This window comes from Flavobacterium cutihirudinis, assembly GCF_003385895.1.
In the GTDB taxonomy this organism is placed as follows: domain Bacteria; phylum Bacteroidota; class Bacteroidia; order Flavobacteriales; family Flavobacteriaceae; genus Flavobacterium; species Flavobacterium cutihirudinis.
Map to the genome: position 1 here is coordinate 102,405 of NZ_QRDQ01000012.1, position 24,279 is coordinate 126,683.

General features: G+C 34.0%; 26 protein-coding genes and 2 tRNA genes. 14 read left to right on the forward strand and 14 right to left on the reverse strand.

The annotated features are described in order from the left end of the window. Positions 1 to 70: 70 nt before the first annotated feature. A complete protein-coding gene (locus BD847_RS18560) occupies positions 71 to 766 on the reverse strand; it encodes an OmpA family protein (RefSeq protein ID WP_115889762.1) in 696 nt (231 codons plus the stop codon). 30 nt (positions 767 to 796) lie between these two features. Continuing rightward, positions 797 to 1,306, reverse strand: a complete 510-nt coding sequence (locus tag BD847_RS18565; protein ID WP_115889763.1) for a lipocalin family protein — start codon at positions 1,304 to 1,306, stop codon at positions 797 to 799. A gap of 204 nt (positions 1,307 to 1,510) precedes the next feature. Here BD847_RS18565 and htpG point away from each other — a divergent pair, with 204 nt between their 5' ends. From htpG to BD847_RS18590, 5 genes are all read left to right on the forward strand, one after another. Beyond that, a complete protein-coding gene (gene htpG / locus BD847_RS18570) occupies positions 1,511 to 3,394 on the forward strand; it encodes a molecular chaperone HtpG (protein ID WP_115889764.1) in 1,884 nt (627 codons plus the stop codon). Between the two features lie 164 nt (positions 3,395 to 3,558). Continuing rightward, positions 3,559 to 4,485: a thrombospondin type 3 repeat-containing protein gene (locus BD847_RS18575; protein ID WP_115889765.1), complete on the forward strand. Its 927-nt coding sequence runs from the start codon at positions 3,559 to 3,561 to the stop codon at positions 4,483 to 4,485. Next, positions 4,486 to 4,926 (forward strand): hypothetical protein, encoded by a 441-nt coding sequence (locus BD847_RS18580; RefSeq protein ID WP_115889766.1) that lies wholly within the window; start codon positions 4,486 to 4,488, stop codon positions 4,924 to 4,926. Positions 4,927 to 5,050: 124 nt separating this feature from the next. Beyond that, the gene (locus BD847_RS18585) at positions 5,051 to 5,860 is read left to right on the forward strand and encodes a hypothetical protein (protein ID WP_115889767.1); all 810 of its coding nucleotides are present in this window, start codon (positions 5,051 to 5,053) and stop codon (positions 5,858 to 5,860) included. A 135-nt stretch (positions 5,861 to 5,995) separates the two neighbouring features. Further along, positions 5,996 to 6,712 carry a DUF4369 domain-containing protein gene (locus BD847_RS18590; protein ID WP_115889768.1) on the forward strand — a complete coding sequence of 239 codons (717 nt, stop codon included), beginning with the start codon at positions 5,996 to 5,998 and terminating at the stop codon, positions 6,710 to 6,712. 91 nt (positions 6,713 to 6,803) lie between these two features. Here BD847_RS18590 and BD847_RS18595 read toward each other — a convergent pair whose 3' ends face one another. From BD847_RS18595 to idi, 8 genes are all read right to left on the reverse strand, one after another. Further along, complete coding sequence (locus BD847_RS18595) at positions 6,804 to 7,259, reverse strand: hypothetical protein (RefSeq protein WP_115889769.1); 456 nt, start codon at positions 7,257 to 7,259, stop codon at positions 6,804 to 6,806. Positions 7,260 to 7,496: 237 nt separating this feature from the next. Then, positions 7,497 to 7,573: transfer RNA gene (locus tag BD847_RS18600), tRNA-Thr, on the reverse strand. A gap of 101 nt (positions 7,574 to 7,674) precedes the next feature. After that, positions 7,675 to 7,748: transfer RNA gene (locus BD847_RS18605), tRNA-Thr, on the reverse strand. A gap of 76 nt (positions 7,749 to 7,824) precedes the next feature. Beyond that, the gene (locus BD847_RS18610) at positions 7,825 to 8,091 is read right to left on the reverse strand and encodes a hypothetical protein (RefSeq protein WP_115889770.1); all 267 of its coding nucleotides are present in this window, start codon (positions 8,089 to 8,091) and stop codon (positions 7,825 to 7,827) included. Between the two features lie 57 nt (positions 8,092 to 8,148). Continuing rightward, on the reverse strand, positions 8,149 to 9,120 hold the full coding sequence (locus BD847_RS18615; RefSeq protein ID WP_115889771.1) for a type I phosphomannose isomerase catalytic subunit: 972 nt from the start codon (positions 9,118 to 9,120) through the stop codon (positions 8,149 to 8,151). Positions 9,121 to 9,180: 60 nt separating this feature from the next. Beyond that, positions 9,181 to 9,639, reverse strand: a complete 459-nt coding sequence (locus BD847_RS18620) for a peroxiredoxin (protein ID WP_115889772.1) — start codon at positions 9,637 to 9,639, stop codon at positions 9,181 to 9,183. A 4-nt stretch (positions 9,640 to 9,643) separates the two neighbouring features. After that, on the reverse strand, positions 9,644 to 10,054 hold the full coding sequence (locus BD847_RS18625) for a 6-carboxytetrahydropterin synthase (RefSeq protein WP_115889773.1): 411 nt from the start codon (positions 10,052 to 10,054) through the stop codon (positions 9,644 to 9,646). Positions 10,055 to 10,076: 22 nt separating this feature from the next. Next, positions 10,077 to 10,604, reverse strand: a complete 528-nt coding sequence (idi, locus tag BD847_RS18630; protein ID WP_115889774.1) for an isopentenyl-diphosphate Delta-isomerase — start codon at positions 10,602 to 10,604, stop codon at positions 10,077 to 10,079. A 293-nt stretch (positions 10,605 to 10,897) separates the two neighbouring features. Between idi and msrB the strand changes: the two genes are divergently transcribed. The 4 genes from msrB (at position 10,898) to BD847_RS18650 (ending at position 14,817) form a co-directional block, all read left to right on the forward strand. Beyond that, the gene (gene msrB, locus BD847_RS18635; protein WP_115889775.1) at positions 10,898 to 11,452 is read left to right on the forward strand and encodes a peptide-methionine (R)-S-oxide reductase MsrB; all 555 of its coding nucleotides are present in this window, start codon (positions 10,898 to 10,900) and stop codon (positions 11,450 to 11,452) included. Positions 11,453 to 11,459: 7 nt separating this feature from the next. Then, positions 11,460 to 12,068: a peptide-methionine (S)-S-oxide reductase MsrA gene (msrA, locus tag BD847_RS18640; RefSeq protein WP_115889776.1), complete on the forward strand. Its 609-nt coding sequence runs from the start codon at positions 11,460 to 11,462 to the stop codon at positions 12,066 to 12,068. A gap of 208 nt (positions 12,069 to 12,276) precedes the next feature. Next, positions 12,277 to 13,680 (forward strand): aminopeptidase P N-terminal domain-containing protein, encoded by a 1,404-nt coding sequence (locus BD847_RS18645; protein ID WP_115889777.1) that lies wholly within the window; start codon positions 12,277 to 12,279, stop codon positions 13,678 to 13,680. 177 nt (positions 13,681 to 13,857) lie between these two features. Beyond that, positions 13,858 to 14,817, forward strand: a complete 960-nt coding sequence (locus tag BD847_RS18650; protein ID WP_115889778.1) for a quinone oxidoreductase family protein — start codon at positions 13,858 to 13,860, stop codon at positions 14,815 to 14,817. A 374-nt stretch (positions 14,818 to 15,191) separates the two neighbouring features. Here BD847_RS18650 and BD847_RS18655 read toward each other — a convergent pair whose 3' ends face one another. Next, a complete protein-coding gene (locus BD847_RS18655; RefSeq protein WP_115889779.1) occupies positions 15,192 to 16,751 on the reverse strand; it encodes an NAD(P)/FAD-dependent oxidoreductase in 1,560 nt (519 codons plus the stop codon). Positions 16,752 to 17,047: 296 nt separating this feature from the next. Between BD847_RS18655 and BD847_RS18660 the strand changes: the two genes are divergently transcribed. After that, complete coding sequence (locus tag BD847_RS18660) at positions 17,048 to 17,290, forward strand: hypothetical protein (protein ID WP_026727780.1); 243 nt, start codon at positions 17,048 to 17,050, stop codon at positions 17,288 to 17,290. A gap of 80 nt (positions 17,291 to 17,370) precedes the next feature. On the opposite strand, the gene recQ is transcribed toward BD847_RS18660, so the two are convergent. Beyond that, positions 17,371 to 19,566, reverse strand: coding sequence for a DNA helicase RecQ (gene recQ, locus BD847_RS18665; RefSeq protein WP_115889780.1), 2,196 nt, complete (start codon positions 19,564 to 19,566; stop codon positions 17,371 to 17,373). A gap of 88 nt (positions 19,567 to 19,654) precedes the next feature. Here recQ and BD847_RS18670 point away from each other — a divergent pair, with 88 nt between their 5' ends. The 4 genes from BD847_RS18670 to lptB all read left to right on the forward strand — a co-directional run bounded on the left by BD847_RS18670 (position 19,655) and on the right by lptB (position 22,608). Beyond that, entirely contained in the window at positions 19,655 to 20,620 is a 966-nt protein-coding gene (locus BD847_RS18670; RefSeq protein WP_167443890.1) for a KpsF/GutQ family sugar-phosphate isomerase, read from the forward strand. Then, entirely contained in the window at positions 20,620 to 21,435 is an 816-nt protein-coding gene (gene tatC, locus BD847_RS18675; RefSeq protein ID WP_115889781.1) for a twin-arginine translocase subunit TatC, read from the forward strand. The genes BD847_RS18670 and tatC overlap by 1 nt, the downstream gene beginning before the upstream one ends. Further along, the gene (locus BD847_RS18680) at positions 21,428 to 21,781 is read left to right on the forward strand and encodes a carboxymuconolactone decarboxylase family protein (protein ID WP_115889782.1); all 354 of its coding nucleotides are present in this window, start codon (positions 21,428 to 21,430) and stop codon (positions 21,779 to 21,781) included. Before tatC ends, BD847_RS18680 begins: the two co-directional genes overlap by 8 nt. A gap of 86 nt (positions 21,782 to 21,867) precedes the next feature. Beyond that, positions 21,868 to 22,608 (forward strand): LPS export ABC transporter ATP-binding protein, encoded by a 741-nt coding sequence (gene lptB / locus BD847_RS18685; protein WP_012022391.1) that lies wholly within the window; start codon positions 21,868 to 21,870, stop codon positions 22,606 to 22,608. 71 nt (positions 22,609 to 22,679) lie between these two features. Here lptB and BD847_RS18690 read toward each other — a convergent pair whose 3' ends face one another. Further along, positions 22,680 to 23,534: a glycoside hydrolase family 25 protein gene (locus tag BD847_RS18690; RefSeq protein ID WP_115889783.1), complete on the reverse strand. Its 855-nt coding sequence runs from the start codon at positions 23,532 to 23,534 to the stop codon at positions 22,680 to 22,682. Positions 23,535 to 23,544: 10 nt separating this feature from the next. Then, positions 23,545 to 24,261 (reverse strand): CDP-alcohol phosphatidyltransferase family protein, encoded by a 717-nt coding sequence (locus tag BD847_RS18695; protein WP_115889784.1) that lies wholly within the window; start codon positions 24,259 to 24,261, stop codon positions 23,545 to 23,547. Positions 24,262 to 24,279 lie beyond the last annotated feature (18 nt).

Below are 24,279 nucleotides of genomic sequence, written 5' to 3' on the forward strand. Positions count from 1 at the left end.
AATTTCTAAAGTCAAAAAAAAAGCTGCTTCAATTAGAAACAGCTTTTAATTTTTTTTATTGTATCTGAAATTATTTTCCAGCTTCAGCTTTAGCGTCATTTACCATTTTGTCGTTTGCTGTAATTGCAAATTCAACACGACGGTTTTGACTTCTTCCTTCTGGTGTATCATTTGTAGCAATTGGATCAGCAATTCCTAAACCTGAAGTTTTGAAACGACTTGCTTTTAATCCTTTTGAAACTAAATAAGCTTGTACCGAAGCAGCTCTTTGTCCTGAAAGTGTTAAGTTATATTCTGGTTTACCAGTGTTATCAGTATAACCGAAAATTTCAATATTAGTATCTCCATAATCATTAAATACAGGAACTAATTTATCTAAATTTGCTTTCGCTGTAGCAGTCAAAGTCGATTTGTTAGTATCAAAACGAACAGCATTTTCGTTAAGTGTCAAGTGAATTCCTTCACCTACTCTTTCAACATCTGCACCTGGAAGCGCCTGATCGATTTCACGAGCTTGTTTATCCATTTTGTTTCCAATAAGAGCACCAGTTCCACCACCAACAGCAGCTCCAATAGCAGCTCCTAAAGCAGCATTACCACCTTTTCCTAAGTTGTTACCTAAAATTCCACCAATAACACCTCCGGCAACCGCACCAATTCCGGCACCTTTTTGTGTATTGTTTGCATTTTGAACTGATTCACAGCTTACAAAAAAACTACTTAATACAAGTAAACTACTCAATCCTAAAACTTTTATCTTTCTCATCTGTATATATTTTTATATTAATTGGATTTTTTAGTTAGCTCTTTGAAATTGGTAAACTACATCTTTAACTTGTCCACCAACATTTATATTATCAATTAATTGAAAAGAACTTTCAGAAACACTTCCAACTTTAAGCAGGTATCCATCTCTTACTTTTTTTGCTTTTACACCTGCATCAAGAATTTTAAGTACAAACATACCTTGATCATTAATACTCCAAACAATTGGTGAATTAAAAGCGGTACAACTTGGTGCTGTTAAAGCCATTGATCCTTTATTATTATTTGAAATAAAATTCCAAGTACTACCAATAAAACATTTTGAATCTGCAAGATCAAATGAATTTACTTTGATATAATCAGATCCCGGGTAGGATACATTGGTTAATACCCAATTTCCTTTAAATGCAACCTGAGTTTTTTTGTCAAGTTTCGTAGAAAGTGTTGGAGACTGTGCTTCTGTTGAAGCTGTTGTTGACGAAGCCGATTTACACGCAAAAAACATCACGGCAACCAAGCATATAAAAATACTCTTCTTCATTTGTACAATTTTTTATGGATTAATATTTTGCTTTTTAACAATTATTGTAGCACAAATATACGATTCGTTAAGATATTTTGTCTTCCAAAATCTATTTATTTTCTTTCAAAATTAACACTTCCGACATTTTGTCACCCAAAAAACAATTGGTATTCTATTTGAATAAATGAAAATCATCACATTAAACTCAAAAATTAAAAAAATATGACAACAGGTAAAATTAATGTTTCAGTAGAAAACATCTTTCCCTTAATCAAAAAGTTCTTATACAGCGATCACGAAATCTTTTTGCGTGAGCTGGTTTCAAACGGAACAGACGCTACTTTAAAGTTAAAACACTTAATCAGCATTGGTGAAGCTAAAGTTGAATATGGAAATCCGGTTATCGAAATCAAAGTTGATAAAGAAGGAAAAAAAATCCATATTATCGACCAAGGTTTAGGTATGACGGCTGATGAAGTTGAAAAATACATCAACCAGGTTGCTTTTTCGGGAGCTGAAGAATTCCTTGACAAATACAAAGATTCTGCAAAAGATTCTGGAATTATTGGTCACTTTGGTCTTGGTTTTTACTCCGCATTTATGGTTGCTGAAAAAGTAGAAATCATCACAAAATCATACAAAGACGAACCAGCTGCGCACTGGACATGTGACGGAAGCCCTGAATTTACTTTAGAACCAGCTGACAAAACTTCACGCGGAACTGAAATCATTCTTCATATTGCTGAAGATTCTTTAGAATTTTTAGAAGATTCTAAAATCAGTGGCTTATTGAGCAAATACAATAAGTTTATGCCTATTCCGATTAAATTTGGGACAAGAACAGAAACGCTTCCAAAACCGGAAAACGCTCCAGAAAATTACGTAAACGAAACAATTGAAGTTGACAACATCATCAACAACCCAAATCCAGCGTGGACAAAACAACCTTCTGAATTATCTGATGAAGATTACAAAAACTTCTACAGAGAATTGTATCCAATGCAGTTTGAAGATCCGTTGTTCAACATTCATTTAAATGTAGATTATCCGTTTAACTTAACTGGTATTTTGTATTTCCCGAAATTAGGAAGCGACATGCAGATCCAGAAAGATAAAATTCAGTTGTACCAAAACCAGGTTTACGTTACTGATAATGTAGAAGGAATTGTTCCTGAATTCTTGACGATGTTAAAAGGAGTTATCGATTCTCCAGATATTCCATTGAACGTTTCTCGTTCTGGTTTACAGGCAGACGGTGCGGTTAAGAAAATTTCAAACTATATCACACGTAAAGTTGCTGATAAACTGAAATCGTTATTCATCGAAAACCGTGCTGATTTTGAAGCAAAATGGAACGATATTAAAATCGTTTTAGAATACGGAATGCTTTCTGAAGATAAATTCTACGAAAAAGCAGGTGCGTTTGTATTGTATCCAACTGTAGATGATACTTATTTTACTTTAGAAGAATTAAAAGAAAAACTAAAAGAAAACCAAACTGATAAAGATGGTAAACTTGTAGTTCTTTACGCTGGAAACAAAGATGCACAGCACTCTTATATTGAAGCTGCAAAAGAAAAAGGTTACGAAGTATTGCTTTTAGATTCTCCAATTATTTCGCATTTGATTCAAAAAATCGAAAACGATAATCAAGATGTAACTTTTGTACGTGTAGACTCTGACCACATTGACAATTTGATCAAAAAAGACGAAAACACAATTTCTAAATTATCTGATGAGGAAAAAGCAACTTTAAAAACATCTTTAGAAGCTTATATTCCAAAAGCATACAGTGTACAACTAGAAGCTATGGATTCTCAAGCAGCACCTTTCATAATTACGCAACCAGAATTTATGCGAAGAATGAAAGAAATGAGCCAAACTGGCGGCGGCGGAATGTTCGGAATGGGAAATATGCCAGAAATGTACAATCTGGTTGTAAATACAAATTCTGATTTAGCTTCTAGCATTTTAAATACTGAAGATAAAACGCATCAAGAGCATTTGGTAAAACAAGCTTTAGACTTAGCAAAATTATCTCAAAACCTTTTAAAAGGTGAAGCTTTAACTGCTTTTGTAAAAAGAAGTTTCGAAATGATTAAATAAGATTTTAAATCTTCCTTTATAATTAAAAACCTGCAAGTTTAAATTTGCAGGTTTTTTTATTCAATTTACTGAAAAACAATACATTGTAATTGTTGCCGATTTTTTTTCTAACTTTATATTTCCAAAAAAACAAAACCTTAATCTACAAGATAAAAGCAAACTAAATGAAGAAATCAATAGTATTGATTATTTCGTGCATACTTTCTTTTTCTTGTGTTTCAAAAAAAGAACTTAAAGCCAAAGAGCAAGAAGTTACCTCATTAAAAAAACAGTTAGACAGCATTTACCAAAATGGATTAGTTGATTCTGACGGCGATGGCGTAACGGACAAATATGACGCTTGCCCGGAATTGAAAGGAGAACTATCCGCAAAAGGCTGTTCAGACAGAGACGGTGACGGCGTTCCTGACTCAGAAGATAATTGCCCAGATTATCCAGGACCGAAATCGGATAACGGATGTACCGTTTCTATGACAAAGGATCCGCTACCGAATTATGTTACTTATTTTCAAAAATTAAATCCAACGAAAACGGTTTACCTTACTTCTTACTTCAAAAAAGGAATTCCGTTAAAACAACTCAATTCGCAACTCGTTACAGTTTTAGAAAAAAAACTAAAAAGAGAAACTGGGAATTATAAATATTTTGACATCGGCAAAGGAAATTATGCTATAATCACCCAAAAAGAATGCATTTCAAAAGACGGCAAGGCGATCTACACAGAACAATGCAAACCAGACAAAGATTGTTCTTGGTTTCAGTTTTCTTGCGTTGAAGAAGGATATTCCAGATTTTATTTATTCTTAATTACCAAAAAAGTTCTTGGCGAAAATCCAGCTGGATTTGATATAGAAGAATTTAGCAAAATATACGAAACTGACGCATTAGATTCTAATTGGAAAGCTATTCCTGAGTTAAATAAATTACTATCCAACACGAACAATATACTGACTGAGGATTATTCGGTTATAGTTAAGTTATTCGAAATTAAAAAAGAAGGACAAATGGGAGATCCTGAAATACTGGAAGATCCTACTTACGATTTTGAAAAACAGATTAAAAACAAATTCCAACCTAATACAGCTCAATAAATGACATTTTTTATCGCACAAAAACAGCTTATTAAATTATGGTTTATCTGGACAATGGTCTTAGTGCTTTTTGTTGGATATCATGTTTTATTCGGGATTTTTAAGCCAATTCCAAAAGAAGTAATAACTTGGTTTGCAAAATATCTCGCCTCAATATTTGCATTAATTATGGGCAGTACTTTTTTTAATCAAAAGTTATTCAAAGAAAATTTGAACGATAAAATATATTTTTATCTCGCAATTGGAACTTCAATTCTTTACCTCACTTTTATTACCGTTGTTTTGGTAATTCTTCCAAGATCTGAACAAGTTAATTCCAAAGAAGAATATCTTATACAGTTAAAAAATATTGGATTAATTTTCAACTTTTTACTTCCAATTCTTACCGGTGTTCTTGGTTATTTCTTTTACAAAAACAAAAGTAAAAATGCAGAATCATAGGATTTTATATCATTTTTCAATGATTTTCGACTACAAAAAAGCCCTTTAACGTCTTTTTTTTTGATGGATTTATTTTTTTGCTACATTTGATCACCTTTAAATCTAACTGTAACAAAAAACTACTATGAAAAAAACTGTTTTTTTATTCGCAATTTCGTGCTTAACAGCACTAACCTACATTTCCTGCTCAAGCAATGATAGTGATGTAGCAAACCAAGCAGACACAACAGCTGTGGGCGCATCAGTTGCCATCGACGCTGCTACTCAAATGGACATTAATACTGGATTAGCTGTAACGACAAGTTCTCCAACAGCAAAATCAGCTGCAGCAGTTTGTGCGACAATCACAGTCTCTGAAGGAGGTTATCCTAAAGTATACACTGTCGATTATGGAACTGCAGGTTGTGCAGACAATCAATTAACACGAAAAGGAAAGCTTGAAATTACGCTTTCAGGACCAATTACGACAACGGGAAGCAAATTGACCATCAAACGAATCGATTATTCAATTAACGGAATAAAACTCGAAGGAACTATTGAATATACAAACACTACTACCGTTGCAACAGTTCCACAATGGAGCAGAACCGTAACGAACGGAAAATTTACTGATCTACAAGGAAGAGTATACTTAAATTCTGGAAGCCATACTGTAAAACAAACTGCAGGCGTTGACACACCATTTGTTTTAGAAGATAATGTATACGAAATGACAGAAGGAACTCATACCGTAACAACAGAAAAAGGAGCAACATTAACGCTAACTGTTCAGGAAACTTTGGTAAAAAAATATTCTTGCCTTTTTATTTCTAAAGGGAAATTAAAAGTGGAAGGCGGTTTCTTAAAAGGTGTTATTGATTATGGAAACAACGACTGCGACAACAATTTTACCTACACACACGAGAGTGGCGTAACGTACAGCTTAAGCATGTAAAAGTCTCATTTTTATAAAAATACATAAATCCCAATTTAGAAATAAGTTGGGATTTATTTTTTATAATTAAAATTTAACTCCCTATCACCACATTCAAACTATTTTCTTTATTTTGCACCAAAATCTAAAAAACCAATGAAAAAATCAATTATTGCTTTTGTTGCACTTGCACTATTAGCTTCATGCAGCAAAAAAGAATCTACTGACGGCTTACATATTACAGGAAATATTAAAGGATTGAAAAATGGGACTTTATATATTCAGCGAATTGTTGACACATCACTTGTTGCTATTGACAGTATTAAAATAGACGGAAATTCTACATTTGAACGCGACATCAAGTTAGATTCTCCTGAAATGTTATATCTATTTCTTGATCGTGGTGTAACCAATTCATTAGACAATAATATTCTATTTTTTGCTGAACCAGGAAACATCAACATTGAAACTAATTTAGATAATTTCATCTACGGAGCAAAAATCACCGGTTCTAAAAATCAGGAATTATACGAAGAATACCAAAAAATAAATTCTCGCTTTAATGATGAAAACCTAACTATGCTGGAATCAAAATTCAAAGCTTTAAAAAGAAAAGATCAAAAAGCAATTGACAGCATCAGCGCAAAACAAGATTCTAATACCAAAAGAAAATACTTATTTGCAACAAATTTCGCCATCAATCACAGAGATTATGAAATAGCACCTTACATTGCTTTAGCTGAGATCTACGACATTAACGTGAAGTTTTTAGATACGATTCAAAAGTCAATGACCCCAAAAGTTTCTCAATCGCTTTACGGAAAAAAACTTACTAAGTATGTAAGCGACATCAAGAAAGACGAACAAAAGTAATTTTTGATATAAATATAAAAACGTCCTGAAAATTTCAGGACGTTTTTTTTATGCTTGTTGAGACTTTAAGATTTCTATTTCTCTAAAGAAACTATCTCCCTAATATGGCTCCAAACATTGCTAGCACAAAAAAGAGACCATACAACACTAGCATTGAAATCATCAAAATTCCAACAAACTTATAATGCGATTTTAAATAACCAAGAGAAGTTGTTAACGCTTCAGAATCATTTTCTCTGAACGCTTTTTTAGCATTTGAACTAAACTTAAATAAATAATAAACAGGAAAGAAATAAACCGCAGCCAATATAAAATACATAAAGCCCATTACAATTCCAAAAGAACCTGCAAAAGCCCCAGTTCCAGGCATTGTACCCAAAGCAGAAAAGATTGTTCCGGCAAAAATTGCAATTACAACAAAAAGTCCAACACCGACAAATCCAAGAATGGATAAAAAGTACGCCCATTTTGCAGTTTCCTTTAAAAAATCTTTTGCAGATTGATCGAGATGCAGCTCGAATTTTTCAAACACTGAAGTTTCTTCCATTATTAGAGGTTTTTGGTTAAGAAACAAACATAGTAAAAATATTGTTAATGGAAATTCTAATATTTAAATTCCAAATTCCAATCACAGAATTAAAAACTGTAAATCTAAAACCTACCCACTTTTGATGCAACCTGAGTAAAAAAAGGACAAACCTGAAATTTGAAATTTGGAATTTTTTAAATATTGGAATTTAAAATTTGGCATAAAAAAAAACCACCACATTTCTGTGATGGTTTTTGGAGCCGATAGAGGGACTCGAACCCACGACCTGCTGATTACAAATCAGCTGCTCTAGCCAGCTGAGCTACATCGGCCTTTTTCCGGGTGCAAATATATAATTGTTTTTTAATATTCCAAAATAAATTTACACTTTCTATTTTAATAAAAAAACCACCACATTGTGATGGTTTTGTTGAGCCGATAGAGGGACTCGAACCCACGACCTGCTGATTACAAATCAGCTGCTCTAGCCAGCTGAGCTACATCGGCCTCATTACGGGTGCAAATATAAAGCGGTTTTTCGTTTTACCAAAATAATTTTGCCCTTTTTTTATACTTTTTTTGCTTATAATTCGTTGATTTTAGCAATCAATTGATTAGCAGTTTCTTCCAATTCAACATTGATTTGTTTGAAGTGTGCTTTTTTGTTTTCAACGTTCTTAGCGTTCACTTTTGTGATCAAAGTATCAAAAGCTGCGATAGCTTCATCAACTAAAGCATTCGTTTCTGGAGTTGGATTTCCTGTTGTTGACATCTCAAACAAGTAAACCGCTTCAATAATATCACCTAATACGAAATTGATGTCTTTCTTTAAATTTTTAACGTTTGCCATTTTTATTATAATTTTAATTTGCGTCTGCAAAAATACATATAATCTTTATAATACGTGCTATGAAATGTAAATTTCTAAAATTGAAGCTTTTCCGCTCAAAACAAATGCATTTATCGCAGCCGGAACCAAAACGGTATCTCCTTTTATATAAGTATGCTTAAAGCCTTCAAATTCTATTTCGAAACTACCTTCGATACACATATAAACACTAAATGTCTCTCCTGATTTAGAAACTTCTATTTTATTTTCTAACGGAATAAAGTTAGTCGTAAAATAAGGACAGTCAACAACAGTATTTGATGTATTTACTTTTGATTCGTATTTCTTCTGTGTATCTACTTTATTATAATTAATCGCATCCAATGCCAAATCTACATGCAGTTCTCTTTTATTTCCTTGTGCATCAACACGATCAAAATCATATAAACGATAGGTAATATCTGAAGTCTGTTGAATTTCAGCAACAACCAAACCTGCACCAATTGCATGAACGGTTCCTGTTTCTAAAAAGAAAACATCACCGGGTTTTGCTTTTACATCATCCAGAATAGAAACAAGTGTATTATCTTGTAAATGTTTCAAATATTCCTCTTTACTTGAATTCTCTTTAAACCCTACAATAATTCTTGAATCAGAATCGGCTTGCATTACATACCACATTTCTGTTTTACCAAAAGAATTGTGACGTTCTTTTGCCAATTTATCATTTGGATGAACCTGAATCGAAAGATCTTCCCTTGCATCTAAATATTTAAAAAGCAACGGAAATTGTTTCCCGAAACGCTCATAAACTTTTGTACCTAAAATTTCATTTGGAGTTTCATCAATAAGTTCTGTTAGAGACTTACCTTTCAAATTACCATTTGAAACCACACTAACATCACCTTCAACTGTAGATAATTCCCAGCTTTCGCCAGTAATTTTTGAAGTAATCGGTTTATTCAAAACCGTTTTTAACTTTTCTCCACCCCAAATTCTTTCTTTTAGGATTGGTTCAAATTCTAGTGGATATAATTTTTCTGACTTCATATTCTTTTTTAAGCTAATATCTTTAATAATTCAGCAATGCTGTACTATTATTTTCTCAATTTATAATACTAATTCTTTAATTGTTTCGAGCGCTATTGAAATATGTTTTGCTGCATTTATACTATCAAAAATATAGATTACAACTCCATTTTTATCAATAATATACGTTACTCTTCCCGGTAAAAGACCAAACAAATTATTTCGAACACCAAAAAGCTGTCTTAATCTTTTATCCTGATCTGAAAGCAGGATGAACGGAAGATTATGCTTATTAGCAAATTTATGATGCGACTTTACACTATCACTGCTAATACCAATAACTTCAGCTCCTAAATCCTTAAAATCTTCATATTGGTCTCTAAAACTGCAGGCTTCTGTGGTACAGCCAGGTGTATTATCTTTTGGATAAAAATAAATCACTAATGGTTTTCGACCCAAAACATTTTTGCTTTCGAAAACTTCACCATGATTGTCTTTTGCAGTAAAATTCGGAACGATATCTCCTATTTTTAATGACATTGTTTTATTCTCCTTTATAAGTTACAAAATTGCGATCCGTTTCATTCAGAACGATTTCTAAATCAAAATCGGTATGAATTCTTTTTCTAATTTTATTCCATATCACAACAGCAATATTCTCGGCTGTTGGATTCAAATCCTGAAATTCCGGGACATCCAGATTCAGATTTTTGTGATCGAACGGTATTTCTACTTCATCTCGTATAATATCCGCTAATACTTTCACATCTAAAACAAAACCAGTTTCGGGGTCAATTTTTCCTGTAACACTTACTGTTAAACCATAATTATGACCGTGAAAATTAGGATTATTACATTTTCCAAAAACAGCCTCGTTTTTTTCAAATGTCCAATCCTTCCTGTGCAGTCGATGTGCAGCATTAAAATGTGCTTTTCTAGATATGGTTACTTTCATTTAGGTTTTTGGTTGTATGGTTTTATATCTTATGATCCTCTAAATAATGATAAAATTCATCAAAAATTATTTTGAACCAAACGGTATAGATTTCAGGTTTTCTCTCAATATCAGTTTTAACATCTTCAATTTTCATCCATTTCCAGGCTTCTACTTCTTCCAGATTAATGGCCGGATCATCATTATAATAGCCAATCATTACATGATCGAGCTCATGTTCCGTTAAACCATTATCAAAAGGCGCTTTATAGATAAAATGGAACAATTCTTTCAATTCGGTTCTAAATCCCATTTCTTCAAACAGTCTTCGACTTCCGGCTTGTACATTCGTTTCCCCTTCGCGCTGATGACTACAACATGTATTCGTCCAAAGTAAGGGGGAATGGTATTTTTGATGCGCTCGCTGCTGCAACATGATTTCATTTTTACTGTTTAAAATAAAAACCGAAAAAGCACGATGCAAAAGCGCTTTTTCATGTGCTTCTAATTTTGGCATTAAGCCAATTTGCTCATCGTTTTGATTAACTAGTATTACGTTTTCTTCTGTCATAAGGCTTCTTAAGCAAACAAAAATACGAAAAAAGAAATGGCTTAAAAATGCTAATTAAGATTGTCAAAAGCTTGGCTCCAGACAAAATTTCTATTTTCCTGATTTACAACTTTATAATTGTGCTAAAAATTAAAAGCAGTTAAAATTAAGACATAAAAACTACATTGTCTTAATTTACGTAACTAATAAAAAGTTAAAACACACTTAAAAAAATCTCAATACTAATACTTGCTGTAATTTGAAGCTAAATCTCGACGTATCTTTGAAATACAGATCAATGCATCCAAGAACTTATGAAATCTAAAAATCTAATTTTCAGTCTTTGCTTTTTGATACCGCTTTTCATTTTTCAAGCTTGCGGACAAAGCACAAAAAAACAACCTGCAAAAACAGTTAGTATGGAAGACAAAATCAGTAAACCAGGAAATCCATATTATTCAAACACAGCTACCAATAAACTAAATGTGAGTAATGCCGAATGGAAGAAGGTTTTACCTGCAGATGTTTATGCCGTAATGCGCGAAGCCGATACTGAACGCCCTTTTACAGGAAAATATTGGAACAGTAATGAAAAAGGCACCTATTATTGTGCTTCTTGCGGCAACTTGCTTTTTAGATCAACTGCTAAATTTTCGAGCAGTTGTGGCTGGCCAAGTTTTTTTGAGCAGGAAAACAAAAAAAGCATTGTCTTTAAAAATGATAATTCGCTCGGAATGGAAAGAATCGAAACACTGTGCGGACGTTGCGGCGGACATTTAGGACATATTTTTGATGATGGTCCGGAACCAACCGGAAAACGCTATTGCATGAACTCGATTGCTCTTGATTTTATTCCGGATAATAAATAATTTACAAATGAAAAATATACTTTTAATCTGCCTTTTCGCTTTATCCTTAAATGGCTTTTCTCAGAATAAAAAAACAGCAAATTTAGAAACCATAACACTTGGAGGCGGCTGTTATTGGTGCGTTGAAGCTGTTTATGAAAATCTTGACGGAGTAAAATCTGTAGTTTCAGGTTTCTCTGGAGGAAAAGTTGCGAATCCTACTTATGAGGAAGTTTGCACTGGAACAACAGGCCATGCCGAAGTTGTTCAGATTACTTACGACAAAAATGTAACTGATATTAACGAAATCTTCAAAGTCTTTTTTACCGTTCACGATCCGACAACTTTAAATCGTCAGGGAGCTGATGTTGGAACTCAATACCGATCTGTAATTTTTTATAAAAATGAGGAACAGAAAAAAGCGGCTCAATCTATTATTGCTGAACTAAATAAAGCAAAAGTCTACAACAGTCCAATTGTAACGAAAGTCGAGCCTTTTACAAAATTCTATAAAGCTGAAGATTATCACCAAAACTATTATGCCAACAATAAAAATCAGCCTTATTGCAAAATGGTTATTCAGCCGAAAATAGAAAAATTTGAAAAAGTCTTCAAAGACAAACTCAAAAAAAAATAATCAATTACTTGCGCCCTGTTTATAAGGGCGTTTTTTTTGCTCCTATTTTTTATTCCAGAAAAATCATCGTAAACCGTAACAAACCCCATTTCCAAAAGACTAATTATAACATACTGGTAAATAACGAAATATCTTACGTATTTAATTCGTATTTTTTGTAATTTGCCATGATCAAAAAACCAAAAATCATCAATAAAAAACCAGCAAAATGAAGAAATTACTTGCCGTATTTACCTTTTTAATAACGTTAGGACAAATACATTCTCAGGAAAACCTGCCAACAGATTATCTTTCAAAAGAGTTTCACAAAGGTCGTCGCGAAGCTTTCAGAGCATTAATGCCTGCAAACTCTGTGGCCGTTATTTTCTCTTATCCGGAAAGAGTTTTCTCTAAAGATGTTTCCTATAATTATCATCAAAACCCAGACATGTATTATTTAACGGGCTACAAAGAACCAGATGCCGTTCTAGTGCTTTTCAAAGAAGAACAAGGAACTGAAAAATATACCGAAGTTCTTTTTGTCAGAGAAAGAAATGCCGCTCGCGAAATGTGGACAGGAAGACGTTTAGGAATTGAAGGTGCAAAATCAAAACTAGGTTTCACAAAAGTTTACAACGGATCAGATTTTCAAGGATTCACAATTGATTTCAAAAAATTTGATAAAATTATTTATGATCAATTTCAGACAAGCATAGCGGTAAGCACTCATGAAGACAATCTCTATTTACTAGTACAGTCCTTTAAAACCAAAGCCGGAATTACCAAAGAAAATTCAGAATCTGTAGATTTATTCAACAAAATCACGAATTCACTGCGCGAAATAAAAACTCCCGAAGAATTAGTTCTAATGCGCAAAACTGTAAAACTTTCCTGCGTTGCCCACAACGAAGTTATGAAAGCAGTTGGTCCTGATATGAGCGAAAACGAAGCCGACGGAATACACGCTTATGTTCACAGACATTACGGCTCCGAAGGCGAAGGTTATCCGCCAATTGTTGGTGCCGGTGCTAACGGATGTATTTTGCATTATGGAGAAAACAACGCAACAAAAATCGACAACCAATTATTATTAATGGATGTTGGTTCTGAATATCACGGATATTCTGCCGATGTTACAAGAACTATTCCTGCAAACGGAAAATTTACTGAAGAGCAAAAAGCGATTTATCAAATTGTTTATGAAGCTCAGGAAGAAGTTTTTAAAATCTGCAAAGAAGGAACTCCTATTCAGGATTTAAATAAAAAAGCATCAGAAGTAGTGGCTGCGGGACTAATCAAATTGGGAATCATTACAGATCCTAAAGACGCAAGAATTTATTATCCGCATGGTTGCTCACATTTTCTTGGTTTAGATGTTCATGACAAAGGAAACTACATGGGCACTCTAAAAGAAAATATGATCCTTACAGTTGAACCAGGAATCTACATTCCTGCAAACAGTAAATGTGATAAAAAATGGTGGAATATTGGCGTTCGTATCGAAGATGATATCTTAATGCTAAAAGATTCATACGAAAACCTTTCTGCTGAATCTCCAAGAAAATGGCAAGATATTGAAGCTTTGGCGAAACAAAAAAGCACTTTCAATGATATGAAATTCCCAAAAATCTAATTTATTTTTCGCCACAGATTAAAAGGATTTTTCAAGTTGTAAAACTCAAAAAAAAATCTGTGAAAATCTTTTAATCTGTGGCAAGAAAAAAAACAAATCAATAGCCTCATTTATTAATTTAAGTGAGGCTAATTTTTTGAATTTTGGCGTACTTTTGTAGTCCTAAAAACTTAAAAAATGAAAGCACTTACCTTCTCTACCTTTGGAGATTCAAATGTTTTAGAATATATCGAAATACCAAATCCAGAGCTTAAAAGCGATGAGATTTTAGTCGAAATGAAAGCAATCGGATTAAATTTTGCCGATGTTTACCGACGCAAAGGAAATTATCATCTTAAAGGAAATCCTCCTTTTATTGCCGGTTACGAAGGTGCCGGAATTGTGGTTGACGCCAATAATCATCCAGAATATAAAGTGGGCGACCGTGTGGCTTTCGCCGATGTTCCTTTCGCAAATGCCGAACTCGTTGCGGTAAACATCAATCACGTTTTACCTTTGCCGGAAGCGATTTCTTTCGAAACTGCAGCTTCTGTTTTATTACAAGGATTAACTGCACATTATTTAGCAACCGACAGCCATAAAACTCAACAAGGAGAAACGGTATTAATTCATGCTGTTGCCGGCGGAGTTGGTCAGATTCTTACTCAAATAAGCAAACTTTTTGGAGCAAACGTTATCGGATTGACTTCATCTGCCGAGAAAGCAAAAGTAGGTTTTGAACAAGGCGCAGATCATGTTTTTCTTTATAATGACGATTGGAAATCACAAGTTTTTAAAGTTGTCCAAAATGGCGTTGATGTTGTTTATGACAGTATCGGAAGTACTTTAAAAGATAGTTTTGAAGTAACAAAAGAATGCGGACAAGTTGTTTTCTTCGGAATGGCTGGCGGCGATCCTGAATTTGTAGATCCAAGAATGTTAATGGATGGCTCAAAAACTTTAACCGGCGGCGATTTATGGAGTTATCTAAATTCAAAAGAAGAACGAATCAAACGTTCGACTCAATTATTTAACTGGATTACCGAAGGAAAAATTAAGCTTTCAGAACCAACAACTTTCAAATTATCTGAAGGAAAACTGGCGCACGATTACCTTGAAAGCAGAAAAAGCACTGGGAAAATAATTTTGATTCCGTAAATAATAATCTGGGCGTGCCAGCAATAAAGAAAGGGCCAACTATGCAAAACGCTTAGTCGGCCCTTTCTTTATTGCTGTCGGGCTATCCGCGCTACTTCGGTAGCTTGCTCCTATCCCTCACGCAAAAAACACTTTATGTATAATATATAGTCCCTACGGGACATTTTCCCATTTTACATTATATAAGTTCTACCAATATTTAACTCCTAACGGAGTTCATCTAGAAGAACTAATCTTATTTAAAAATATCTTGTAGAAATTTAAAACTAATCTTCTCAACCAAGATATCTCGTAGAGATTTTATATCGGTAGCAAAATTAGAACACAATACACATTTGTCCCGTAGGGACTATATTTAAAACTTGATTAAAATCTTATTTCAAAGCCTCAGCAATCATTAAAGCGCATTTTTCACCATCAATTGCGGCAGAAATAATTCCACCAGCATAGCCCGCACCTTCTCCACAAGGATATAACCCCTTTATTTGCAAATGCTCATAAGAAATTGGATCTCTCGGAATTCTAACCGGAGACGAAGTTCTACTTTCCGGAGCATGCAAAATAGCTTCATTGGTTAAATAACCTCGCATTGATTTTCCAAATTCCTGAAATCCCTGACGCATTATCTGTGTTAAAAATCCCGGAAAAACCTGCCCCATTTCAACCGAAGTTGTTCCCGGAACATAAGATGTTTTTGGAATATCTGCTGAAACTTTGCTTTGAGTAAAATCAATCATTCGCTGCGCAGGCGCTTTTTGAGTTTGTCCTGCTAAATACCATGCTTTTTGCTCAATACTTTTTTGAAATTCCATTCCGGCCAAGGCGCCAAATTTTGCAAAAGGTTTGAAATCTTCCAATTTCAATTCCACTACAATTCCTGAATTTGCCGTTGACTGATCACGTTTAGATGGCGACCAACCATTTGTAACTACTTCTCCCGGACTTGTAGCACAAGGCGCAATTACGCCACCCGGACACATACAAAACGAATACATTCCGCGGCCGTTAACTTGTTTTACAATCGAATAAGGTGCCGGAGGCAAATGTTCTCCACGATAATCACAACTGTACTGAATGCTGTCGATTAATTCTTGGGAATGTTCTGCGCGAACTCCCAAAGCAAAAGGCTTTGCTTCTATAAAAATTTTCTTTTTATCTAATAACTCAAAAATATCACGCGCTGAATGTCCGGTTGCTAAAATCAATTTGTTTGCTAGAATCTTATCACCGTTTTGGGTTACAATTCCTTCAACTTCATTATTCTTTACCAAAATATCGCTAACACGGGTTTCAAATAAAACCTGACCTCCAAATTCGATAATTTTATTTCGGATATCTTCAATAATTTTTGGAAGCTTATTTGTTCCGATATGCGGATGCGCTTCAACTAAAATATCTTCTGATGCTCCAAATGCCACTAAAAGTTCTAAAATTCTAGTTACATCGCCACGTTTTTTAGAACGCGTATATAATTTTCCATCCGAATACGTTCCGGCTCCACCTTCCCCAAAACAATAATTAGAATCTTCGTTTACAATATGTTCACGATTTATTGCTTTCAAATCGCGTCGGCGTCCACGAACGTCTTTTCCACGTTCGAGTACAATTGGCTTTAAGCCCAATTCAATTAATTGCAAAGCAGCAAAAAGTCCGGCCGGACCAGCCCCAACAACAATTACTTCTTGTGCTTTTGAAACATCTTTATATATAGGAAGTTCAATTTTAGTTTCCTGAAACGCTTCTCCTTTTAAATATATGATAACTTTCAAATTAATTTTAATCGCTTTCTGGCGCGCATCAATCGAACGTTTTAAAATTGTAATATGCTGAATTTCGTTTGGAGAAACTTTAATTTGTTTAGACAAATAATCTTTAAGCAACACTTCGTTTGCAGCAGTTTCTGGAGTTACCTGAAGTAAAAGTTCTCTTGGCATTGTATCTTATTTATTAGCTTTTCTTTCTATGAAAAGAAGTTGCAAAAATAACATTTTAAAATGAGATTTTATATTTACCGCAAAATATGCAAGCAGATTGACACAGATATAAGCAGATTTTCACCACAAAATTTGTAGAGACGCACTGCAGTGCATCTAACATACTGAGGATATACTTTGCGTAGACGCACTGCCTTGCGTCTCTACAGAAAAAAAACTCAGAAACTTAGAACCTTAGAACCTTTAAAAAAGACTTTGTACCTTTGCAACTCTGAACCTTTGCACCTTTAAAAAAAATGTCTAGAAAAATAAAATTGATTTGGGATTTCCGAGGACCAGCTTCTGCAAAAACGGCCGAACATCACGAAATTCATTTAAAAGAATATATCGCTATTGAAAAACTACCTTTGAATATTACAGGATTTAAAATCATCGATGATATGTATGCCATAGCTTTTATGGTAGTAACCGATGAAAACATGATTCAGGTAAGAGATGCTTTAAAACCGCATCGAGGGGAAGTGTATAGTGATCAGTAAAAGTCGCAGTCTCAGTTTTCAGTCTCAGTAAAAAACTGCAAACTGTAAACTGAGACTGAAAACTGTGACCGAATACTTTTTTAATTAGCTACTTCACTAATAAATTTAATACGCATTAAACGCAATTCATCAATATCGTAATCGCCATCGAATTCTTTAAGAGCGTCTTCGATTTTATCCGATTCTGATTCCATGAAGTAATCGTGAATTTCTTCTTGTTGATCATCGTCAAGCATATCATCAACCCAATATTTAATATTCAGCTTTGTTCCAGAATAAACAATTTGTTCCATTTCTTTGATCAAAGCATCCATCGAAAGTCCTTTTGCAGAAGCAATATCACTTAAAGGAAGCTTTCTATCAATATTTTGAATGATGTATAATTTGTTTGCCGAGTTAACTCCAGTAGATTTTACAACCAAATCATCTGGTCGAATAATATCGTTATCCTCTACATATCGACTGATTAATGTTACGAATTCTCCACCATATTTTTTAGCTTTTCCTTCTCCCACTCCATGAATATTATACAATTCAGTTAATGAAATTGGGTATTTTAATGCCATATCTTCAAGTGAAGGATCTTGGAAAACGACAAACGGAGGAACTCCTAATTTTTTGGCAACTTTTTTACGCAGTTCACGCAACATTCCCATCAAAACTTCATCGGCAGTTCCTGATGATTTTCCTGCGCTTACAATTGCTTCATCATCGGCTTCACTGTATTCGTGATCTTCAGACATCATAAACGAAACCGGTTTTTTGATAAAGTCCAGACCTGCTTTTGTAATTTTTATAACGCCATAAGTTTCAATATCTTTTGATAAATATCCTGAAACTAAAACTTGTCTCAACAATGCCATCCAATATTTTTCATCATGATCTGAACCCGATCCAAAAAAGGATTGTGTATCTGTTTTATGCGCTTTAATTACGGCATTTATACGCCCAATTAAAGTAAACACAATTTCTTTTGACTTATATATATGTTTGGTATCTCGAACAATTTCAAGCAATTTAACCACTTGATCTTTCGCTTCGACTTTATGTTTAGGATTACGAACGTTATCGTCCATATCGGCACCTTCGCCAGTTTCGCTATCAAATTCTTCTCCGAAATAATGAAGAAGAAACTTTCTGCGTGACATTGAGGTTTCGGCGTAAGCCACGACTTCCTGCAATAAAGCAAAACCAATTTCCTGTTCTGCAACTGGTTTCCCAGACATAAATTTCTCTAGCTTTTCTACATCTTTATAAGAATAATAAGCAAGACAATGTCCTTCGCCTCCATCACGACCGGCGCGACCCGTTTCCTGATAATAACTCTCAAGAGATTTTGGAATATCATGATGAATTACAAATCGAACGTCCGGCTTGTCAATTCCCATTCCAAAAGCGATTGTTGCCACAACGACATCAACATCTTCCATCAAAAACATATCCTGATGTTTGGCTCTGGTTTTTGCATCTAAACCTGCGTGATAAGGAACGGCACTGATTCCGTTAACTTGTAAAACTTCGGCAATCGATTCTACTTTTTTACGGCTTAAACAGTAAATAATTCCTGATTTACCTTTATGTTGTTTGATAAATCGAATAATATCCGATTCAATGTTTTTCGTTTTTGTGCGAACTTCGTAGTACAAGTTCGGTCTGTTGAATGATGCTTTAAAAGTATTAGCATCAGACATATCAAGGTTTTTTAGGATATCTTCCTGAACTTTTGGGGTTGCAGTAGCGGTAAGACCAATAATTGGCACTTTACCCAATTGTTTAATTATATTTCTAAGATTCCTGTACTCCGGCCTAAAATCATGCCCCCATTCTGAAATACAGTGCGCTTCATCAATTGCAACAAAAGAAATTGGCACACTTTGTAAAAATGCAACATATTCTTCTTTAGTTAACGATTCAGGAGCAACATATAAAAGCTTGGTCAAACCAGAGCTGATATCTTTTTTAACCTGGGCAATTTCTGTTTTTGTAAGAGAAGAATTGAGCACATGCGCAATTCCGTTTTCTGAAGAAAGACTTCGAATCGCATCAACCTGATTTTTCATCAAAGCAATTAAGGGTGAAACAACAATTGCTGTTCCGTCCTGAATTAAAGCGGGTAATTGATAACAAAGAGACTTTCCACCGCCCGTAGGCATAATTACAAAAGTATTCTTCTTATCTAAAATACTCGTAATGACTTGCTCCTGCAAGCCCTTAAATTGGCTAAAGCCGAAATACTTCTTTAATTCCTTGTGTATTTCAATTTCGTTTGAATTCATTCTTTATTTAAATGGATATTTTTGTATAAATTTGCAACACATAAAGATACAACTTTCTTTTATACATACAAATTTTAAATATTCTGTTTTGATCTCAAAAGAAAATATATTGGCGATTGCCAAAAAAACAATACTATCTGAAAGTGAGGCAATTACAAAATTAATTGATTTTCTTGACGAAAATTTCTACGAAGCCGTTCAGCGAATTTACGAAACTAAAGGCCGTTTGATCGTTACAGGAATAGGAAAAAGTGCCATCATCGCTCAAAAAATGGTCGCTACTTTTAACTCAACTGGTACTCCGTCTATGTTTTTGCATGCTTCAGAAGCCATTCATGGCGACTTGGGAATGATTCAAAATGAAGACATCATTATCTGCATCTCAAAAAGCGGAAACAGTCCGGAAATTAAAGTGTTAGTTCCCTTATTAAAACGCTTCGGAAATACTTTAATCGCAATGACTGGCAACATAACTTCCTTTTTAGCAAAAGGCTCTGATTATGTTTTAAATACAACGGTCGAAATCGAAGCTTGCCCAATAAATCTTGCGCCAACAAACAGTACAACAGCACAACTTGTTATGGGCGATGCATTGGCCGTGTGTTTAATGGAAATGCGTGACTTTAAACCAGAAGATTTTGCAATTTATCACCCAGGCGGCGCTTTAGGAAAGAAACTGCTTCTTAAAGTTAAAGATATGATTGAACATTCTTTAAAACCGATGGTTACTCCGGAAACATCAATCAAAAAAGCTATTTTTGAAATCTCTGAAAAAAGATTAGGTGTAACTGCCGTTATTGAAGACAATAAAATTATCGGAATTATTACGGATGGAGACATCCGAAGAATGCTAAATGACGTAGATACTATTGCAGATTTGACTGCGAGAGATATTATGTCAAAAAATCCAAAATTAGTTTCTTCTGAAACAATGGCAGTTGATGCCTTGAATATTTTAGAAGATTTTTCGATTACACAGTTAATCGTTGCCGATAATGGCGAATATAAAGGAGTATTACATTTACATGACATTTTAAAAGAAGGAATCGTATAATGGCAAAGAAAAACCTTGGCGAGATGTCATTTTTAGACCATCTTGAAGAACTTAGATGGTTATTGGTTAGAAGTACAACTGCAATATGTATTATGGCATTTGTTACTTATTTTATTAGTGATTATTTATTTGATCAAATTATTTTAGGCCCAACAAGACCTAGTTTTTTTACTTACGTTTGGTTTTGTGATTTATCACATCAATTGGGTTTTGCAGATAGTATTTGCATTACTAAACTGAATTTTATTATTCAAAATACCGAAATGGAAGGCCAGGTAAATATATTTGTCTGGATGTGTCTTTTAGCCGGATTTATTTTAAGTTTCCCTTATATTTTATGGGAACTTTGGAAATTCATCAGCCCAGCTCTTTATGAGAAAGAAAGAAAACATGCTAAGATTTTCATCTTCACCTCTTCTCTTCTTTTCTTTTTGGGAGTAATATTTGGTTACTATGTAGTAATTCCGATGTCTGTGAATTTCGTTGCAACTTTCTCTATAAGTGAAATGGTTATCAATCAGTTCACTTTAGATTCGTATATGGGAATGGTAAAAACAAGTATCCTTGCCAGCGGATTGTTTTTTGAGCTTCCTATTATCATTTATTTCTTAACCAAATTAGGATTAGTAACACCTGATTTTTTAAGAAAATATTGGAAATATGCCGTTGTAATTATTTTAATTATCGCAGCAATTGTAACTCCTCCAGATGTAGTAAGCCAGACAATTGTAGCTATACCAATGCTGTTGATCTACGAAGTGAGTATCCTGATTTCAAGGATTGTTTATCGAAATAAATTGAAAGAAAATGTCTGAATTAATACAAGAATTTAACGACTATCGTTCTAAAATGAACGAAAAATTATTAGCTGACAATAATAAAATTGTAAAGCGAATTTTTAACCTAGATACTAACGCATACGCTCCTGGAGCTCTTGATGTAAAAACAAAAGAACTTTTAGGATTAGTTGCATCAGCTGTTTTGCGTTGCGACGATTGTGTAAAATACCATTTGGAAACAAGTTATAAAGAAGGCGTTTCTAAAGAAGAAATGATGGAAGCAATGGGAATTGCAACTCTTGTTGGAGGAACAATTGTAATTCCGCATTTAAGAAGAGCTTACGAATTCTGGGAAGCACTTGAAGAACAAGGAAATAAATAATTGTTAATACGTTTAACTGTTGAATCGTTTATTCGTTAATTTGCAACGACTAAACGATTTATCGATTAAACGATTAAACTAATAAAATGAAATTAAGAGCCGATAATTTAATCAAAACATACAAAGGCCGAAGTGTTGTAAAAGGAATTTCTGTTGAAGTAAATCAAGGGGAAATCGTGGGACTTTTAGGTCCGAATGGAGCTGGAAAAACTACTTCTTTTTATATGATTGTAGGATTGGTAAAACCAAATCAAGGGAATATTTATCTTGACGATTTGAATATTACCGATTATCCGATGTACAAACGTGCTCAACAAGGAATTGGTTATTTGGCACAAGAAGCTTCCGTTTTTAGAAAATTAAGCATTGAAGATAATATCTTGAGTGTTTTGCAATTAACTAAACTTTCTAAAGAAGCTCAAATTGCAAAAATGGAAAGTTTGATTGAAGAATTCAGTTTAGAGCATATTCGCACCAACCGAGGAGATTTACTTTCGGGAGGTGAGCGTCGTCGTACTGAAATTGCGCGTGCATTGGCTACTGATCCAAAATTCATTTTATTGGATGAACCTTTCGCCGGAGTTGACCCGGTTGCAGTTGAAGATATTCAGCGAATTGTTGCGCAATTAAAAAACAAAAATATCGGAATTCTAATTACCGATCACAACGTTCAGGAAACGCTAGCTATTACAGATAAAACATATTTGATGTTTGAAGGAGGAATCCTTAAAGCAGGAGTTCCGGAAGAATTGGTTGAAGATGAAATGGTTCGCCGCGTTTATCTTGGACAAAACTTTGAACTTCGTAAGAAGAAACTTGAATTTTAAGAAAAAGTATTCAGTCGCAGTCTCAGTTTACAGTCTCAACAGAAACTGAAAACTGAGACTGAGACTGCAAACTATTCCACGGTAATAAACTGCAATTGCTCTAAATCACCGTTGTAAATATTAACATCAACACGATGTTTGATTCCGGGCAGAGAGGCTTTTTCTGTAAACTGCCAAAATAACCAGTCGTCTTCAATTTTTTCTCGATAGAAATTGTAATTGGCAATCCAGAATAAATATTCGCTAAATTCTTCTTTTAAGAAATCAGAATAATATCTTTCACCCGAATAAATTATCGGACGAACTTGATAATGTTTTTCAACTTTCGTTAACCAACGTTTCAATCCTTTTTTCAAACTGTCTAAAGGCTGGTTTTTTGGCAATTTTTCGATATCTAAAACTGGAGGTAAATCACCTTTTTGCAATTTTACCGTTTTTATAAAAAGATTCGCCTGCTCTATAGAATTTTCGTTGGGGCGATAATAATGGTACGCTCCACGCATAATTTTATTTTCTTTTGCACCTTCCCAATTTCTTTTAAATTGTCTGTCAACGTAATCATTTCCGGCTGTTGCTCTTATAAAGACAAATTGAACTGGATATTTCTCATCTAAAATTTCAACCTCATCCCAAGCAACTTTTCCCTGAAATTCTGACACATCAAATCCTACCACTTTTCCTTTGTGGTTTTCGAGAACCCTAATATTTCGTACATCCGAAAGATGTTTGTCTACCTCATCTTCTTCTAAAACTTTATCCGATTTAAATCCGAGATAATAGGCCAATCCAGCGCGATAATGATATATTGTTCCAACAAAAATTACTGCCAAAAAAGTAAATACGACAAACCGGATTACCTTGCTGAAAAAAGATCTTCCAGCCGGTTTTCTTGCATATGTTTTACGATAAGTTGTTTTTCTTGCCATTAGAATACAACTACTTTTTCAGAAACATATTATTTATGACTGACAACAATACATAAAAAACTATGATAACAGGAATAGCACCAAATTGAAGTAACAGAAGCAAAACAAGAGATATTAGCAAAAACACAATTTGCAGTACATTATCCTTGAAAGTAAATTTTTTAATTTTTAGCGCAAAAAGCGGAATTTCAGCATTTAGGATATAAGCACTACATAAAGTAATCACTAATAAAACCCATTGGTTAGTCAAAATTTCAAGTAGTAAAAGTGACGAATCAGCATAAATATCCAAGACCACTTTCAAGCTAATAATAAAAAGTGCATTTGCAGGCGTTGGCAATCCAATAAATGAATCCGTCTGACGTGTGTCAATATTAAAATTAGCCAAACGATAACAAGAACCTAGAGTTACAATAAATCCTAAAAAGGGAATAAAAGCACTTGTACCTAATTGATGCCCACTATTAGCAAACATTGTGTACATTACATAACCAGGAGCAACTCCACTTGTTACCATATCGGCCAATGAATCCAGCTGCAAACCAAGCGGACTTGAAACTTTAAATAATCTGGCGAAAAAACCATCGAAAAAATCAAAAAAGATTCCTAAACAAACCATATAAAAAGCCATTTCATAATTGGCTTGAGATATAAAAACGACGGCTACACAGCCACAGAAAAGATTTATTAAGGTAATTAAATTAGGAATGTGTTTTTTAATATTCATCTTTTTAAAATTTGATAA

What these genes read in the sequence shown, in the direction of transcription:
- BD847_RS18620 (WP_115889772.1), bottom strand. Translation starts at nt 9,639, where the DNA reads ATGTCATTAAAAATAGGAGATATCGTTCCGAATTTTACTGCAAAAGAC.
- BD847_RS18585 (WP_115889767.1), top strand. Translation starts at nt 5,051, where the DNA reads ATGAAAAAAACTGTTTTTTTATTCGCAATTTCGTGCTTAACAGCACTA.
- BD847_RS18565 (WP_115889763.1), bottom strand. Translation starts at nt 1,306, where the DNA reads ATGAAGAAGAGTATTTTTATATGCTTGGTTGCCGTGATGTTTTTTGCG.
- BD847_RS18660 (WP_026727780.1), top strand. Translation starts at nt 17,048, where the DNA reads ATGTCTAGAAAAATAAAATTGATTTGGGATTTCCGAGGACCAGCTTCT.
- BD847_RS18650 (WP_115889778.1), top strand. Translation starts at nt 13,858, where the DNA reads ATGAAAGCACTTACCTTCTCTACCTTTGGAGATTCAAATGTTTTAGAA.
- BD847_RS18690 (WP_115889783.1), bottom strand. Translation starts at nt 23,534, where the DNA reads ATGGCAAGAAAAACAACTTATCGTAAAACATATGCAAGAAAACCGGCT.
- lptB (WP_012022391.1), top strand. Translation starts at nt 21,868, where the DNA reads ATGAAATTAAGAGCCGATAATTTAATCAAAACATACAAAGGCCGAAGT.
- idi (WP_115889774.1), bottom strand. Translation starts at nt 10,604, where the DNA reads ATGACAGAAGAAAACGTAATACTAGTTAATCAAAACGATGAGCAAATT.
- tatC (WP_115889781.1), top strand. Translation starts at nt 20,620, where the DNA reads ATGGCAAAGAAAAACCTTGGCGAGATGTCATTTTTAGACCATCTTGAA.
- BD847_RS18625 (WP_115889773.1), bottom strand. Translation starts at nt 10,054, where the DNA reads ATGAAAGTAACCATATCTAGAAAAGCACATTTTAATGCTGCACATCGA.
- BD847_RS18580 (WP_115889766.1), top strand. Translation starts at nt 4,486, where the DNA reads ATGACATTTTTTATCGCACAAAAACAGCTTATTAAATTATGGTTTATC.
- BD847_RS18575 (WP_115889765.1), top strand. Translation starts at nt 3,559, where the DNA reads ATGAAGAAATCAATAGTATTGATTATTTCGTGCATACTTTCTTTTTCT.
- BD847_RS18560 (WP_115889762.1), bottom strand. Translation starts at nt 766, where the DNA reads ATGAGAAAGATAAAAGTTTTAGGATTGAGTAGTTTACTTGTATTAAGT.
- BD847_RS18655 (WP_115889779.1), bottom strand. Translation starts at nt 16,751, where the DNA reads ATGCCAAGAGAACTTTTACTTCAGGTAACTCCAGAAACTGCTGCAAAC.
- msrB (WP_115889775.1), top strand. Translation starts at nt 10,898, where the DNA reads ATGAAATCTAAAAATCTAATTTTCAGTCTTTGCTTTTTGATACCGCTT.
- msrA (WP_115889776.1), top strand. Translation starts at nt 11,460, where the DNA reads ATGAAAAATATACTTTTAATCTGCCTTTTCGCTTTATCCTTAAATGGC.
- BD847_RS18615 (WP_115889771.1), bottom strand. Translation starts at nt 9,120, where the DNA reads ATGAAGTCAGAAAAATTATATCCACTAGAATTTGAACCAATCCTAAAA.
- BD847_RS18645 (WP_115889777.1), top strand. Translation starts at nt 12,277, where the DNA reads ATGAAGAAATTACTTGCCGTATTTACCTTTTTAATAACGTTAGGACAA.
- BD847_RS18680 (WP_115889782.1), top strand. Translation starts at nt 21,428, where the DNA reads ATGTCTGAATTAATACAAGAATTTAACGACTATCGTTCTAAAATGAAC.
- BD847_RS18610 (WP_115889770.1), bottom strand. Translation starts at nt 8,091, where the DNA reads ATGGCAAACGTTAAAAATTTAAAGAAAGACATCAATTTCGTATTAGGT.
- BD847_RS18590 (WP_115889768.1), top strand. Translation starts at nt 5,996, where the DNA reads ATGAAAAAATCAATTATTGCTTTTGTTGCACTTGCACTATTAGCTTCA.
- BD847_RS18695 (WP_115889784.1), bottom strand. Translation starts at nt 24,261, where the DNA reads ATGAATATTAAAAAACACATTCCTAATTTAATTACCTTAATAAATCTT.
- htpG (WP_115889764.1), top strand. Translation starts at nt 1,511, where the DNA reads ATGACAACAGGTAAAATTAATGTTTCAGTAGAAAACATCTTTCCCTTA.
- BD847_RS18595 (WP_115889769.1), bottom strand. Translation starts at nt 7,259, where the DNA reads ATGGAAGAAACTTCAGTGTTTGAAAAATTCGAGCTGCATCTCGATCAA.
- recQ (WP_115889780.1), bottom strand. Translation starts at nt 19,566, where the DNA reads ATGAATTCAAACGAAATTGAAATACACAAGGAATTAAAGAAGTATTTC.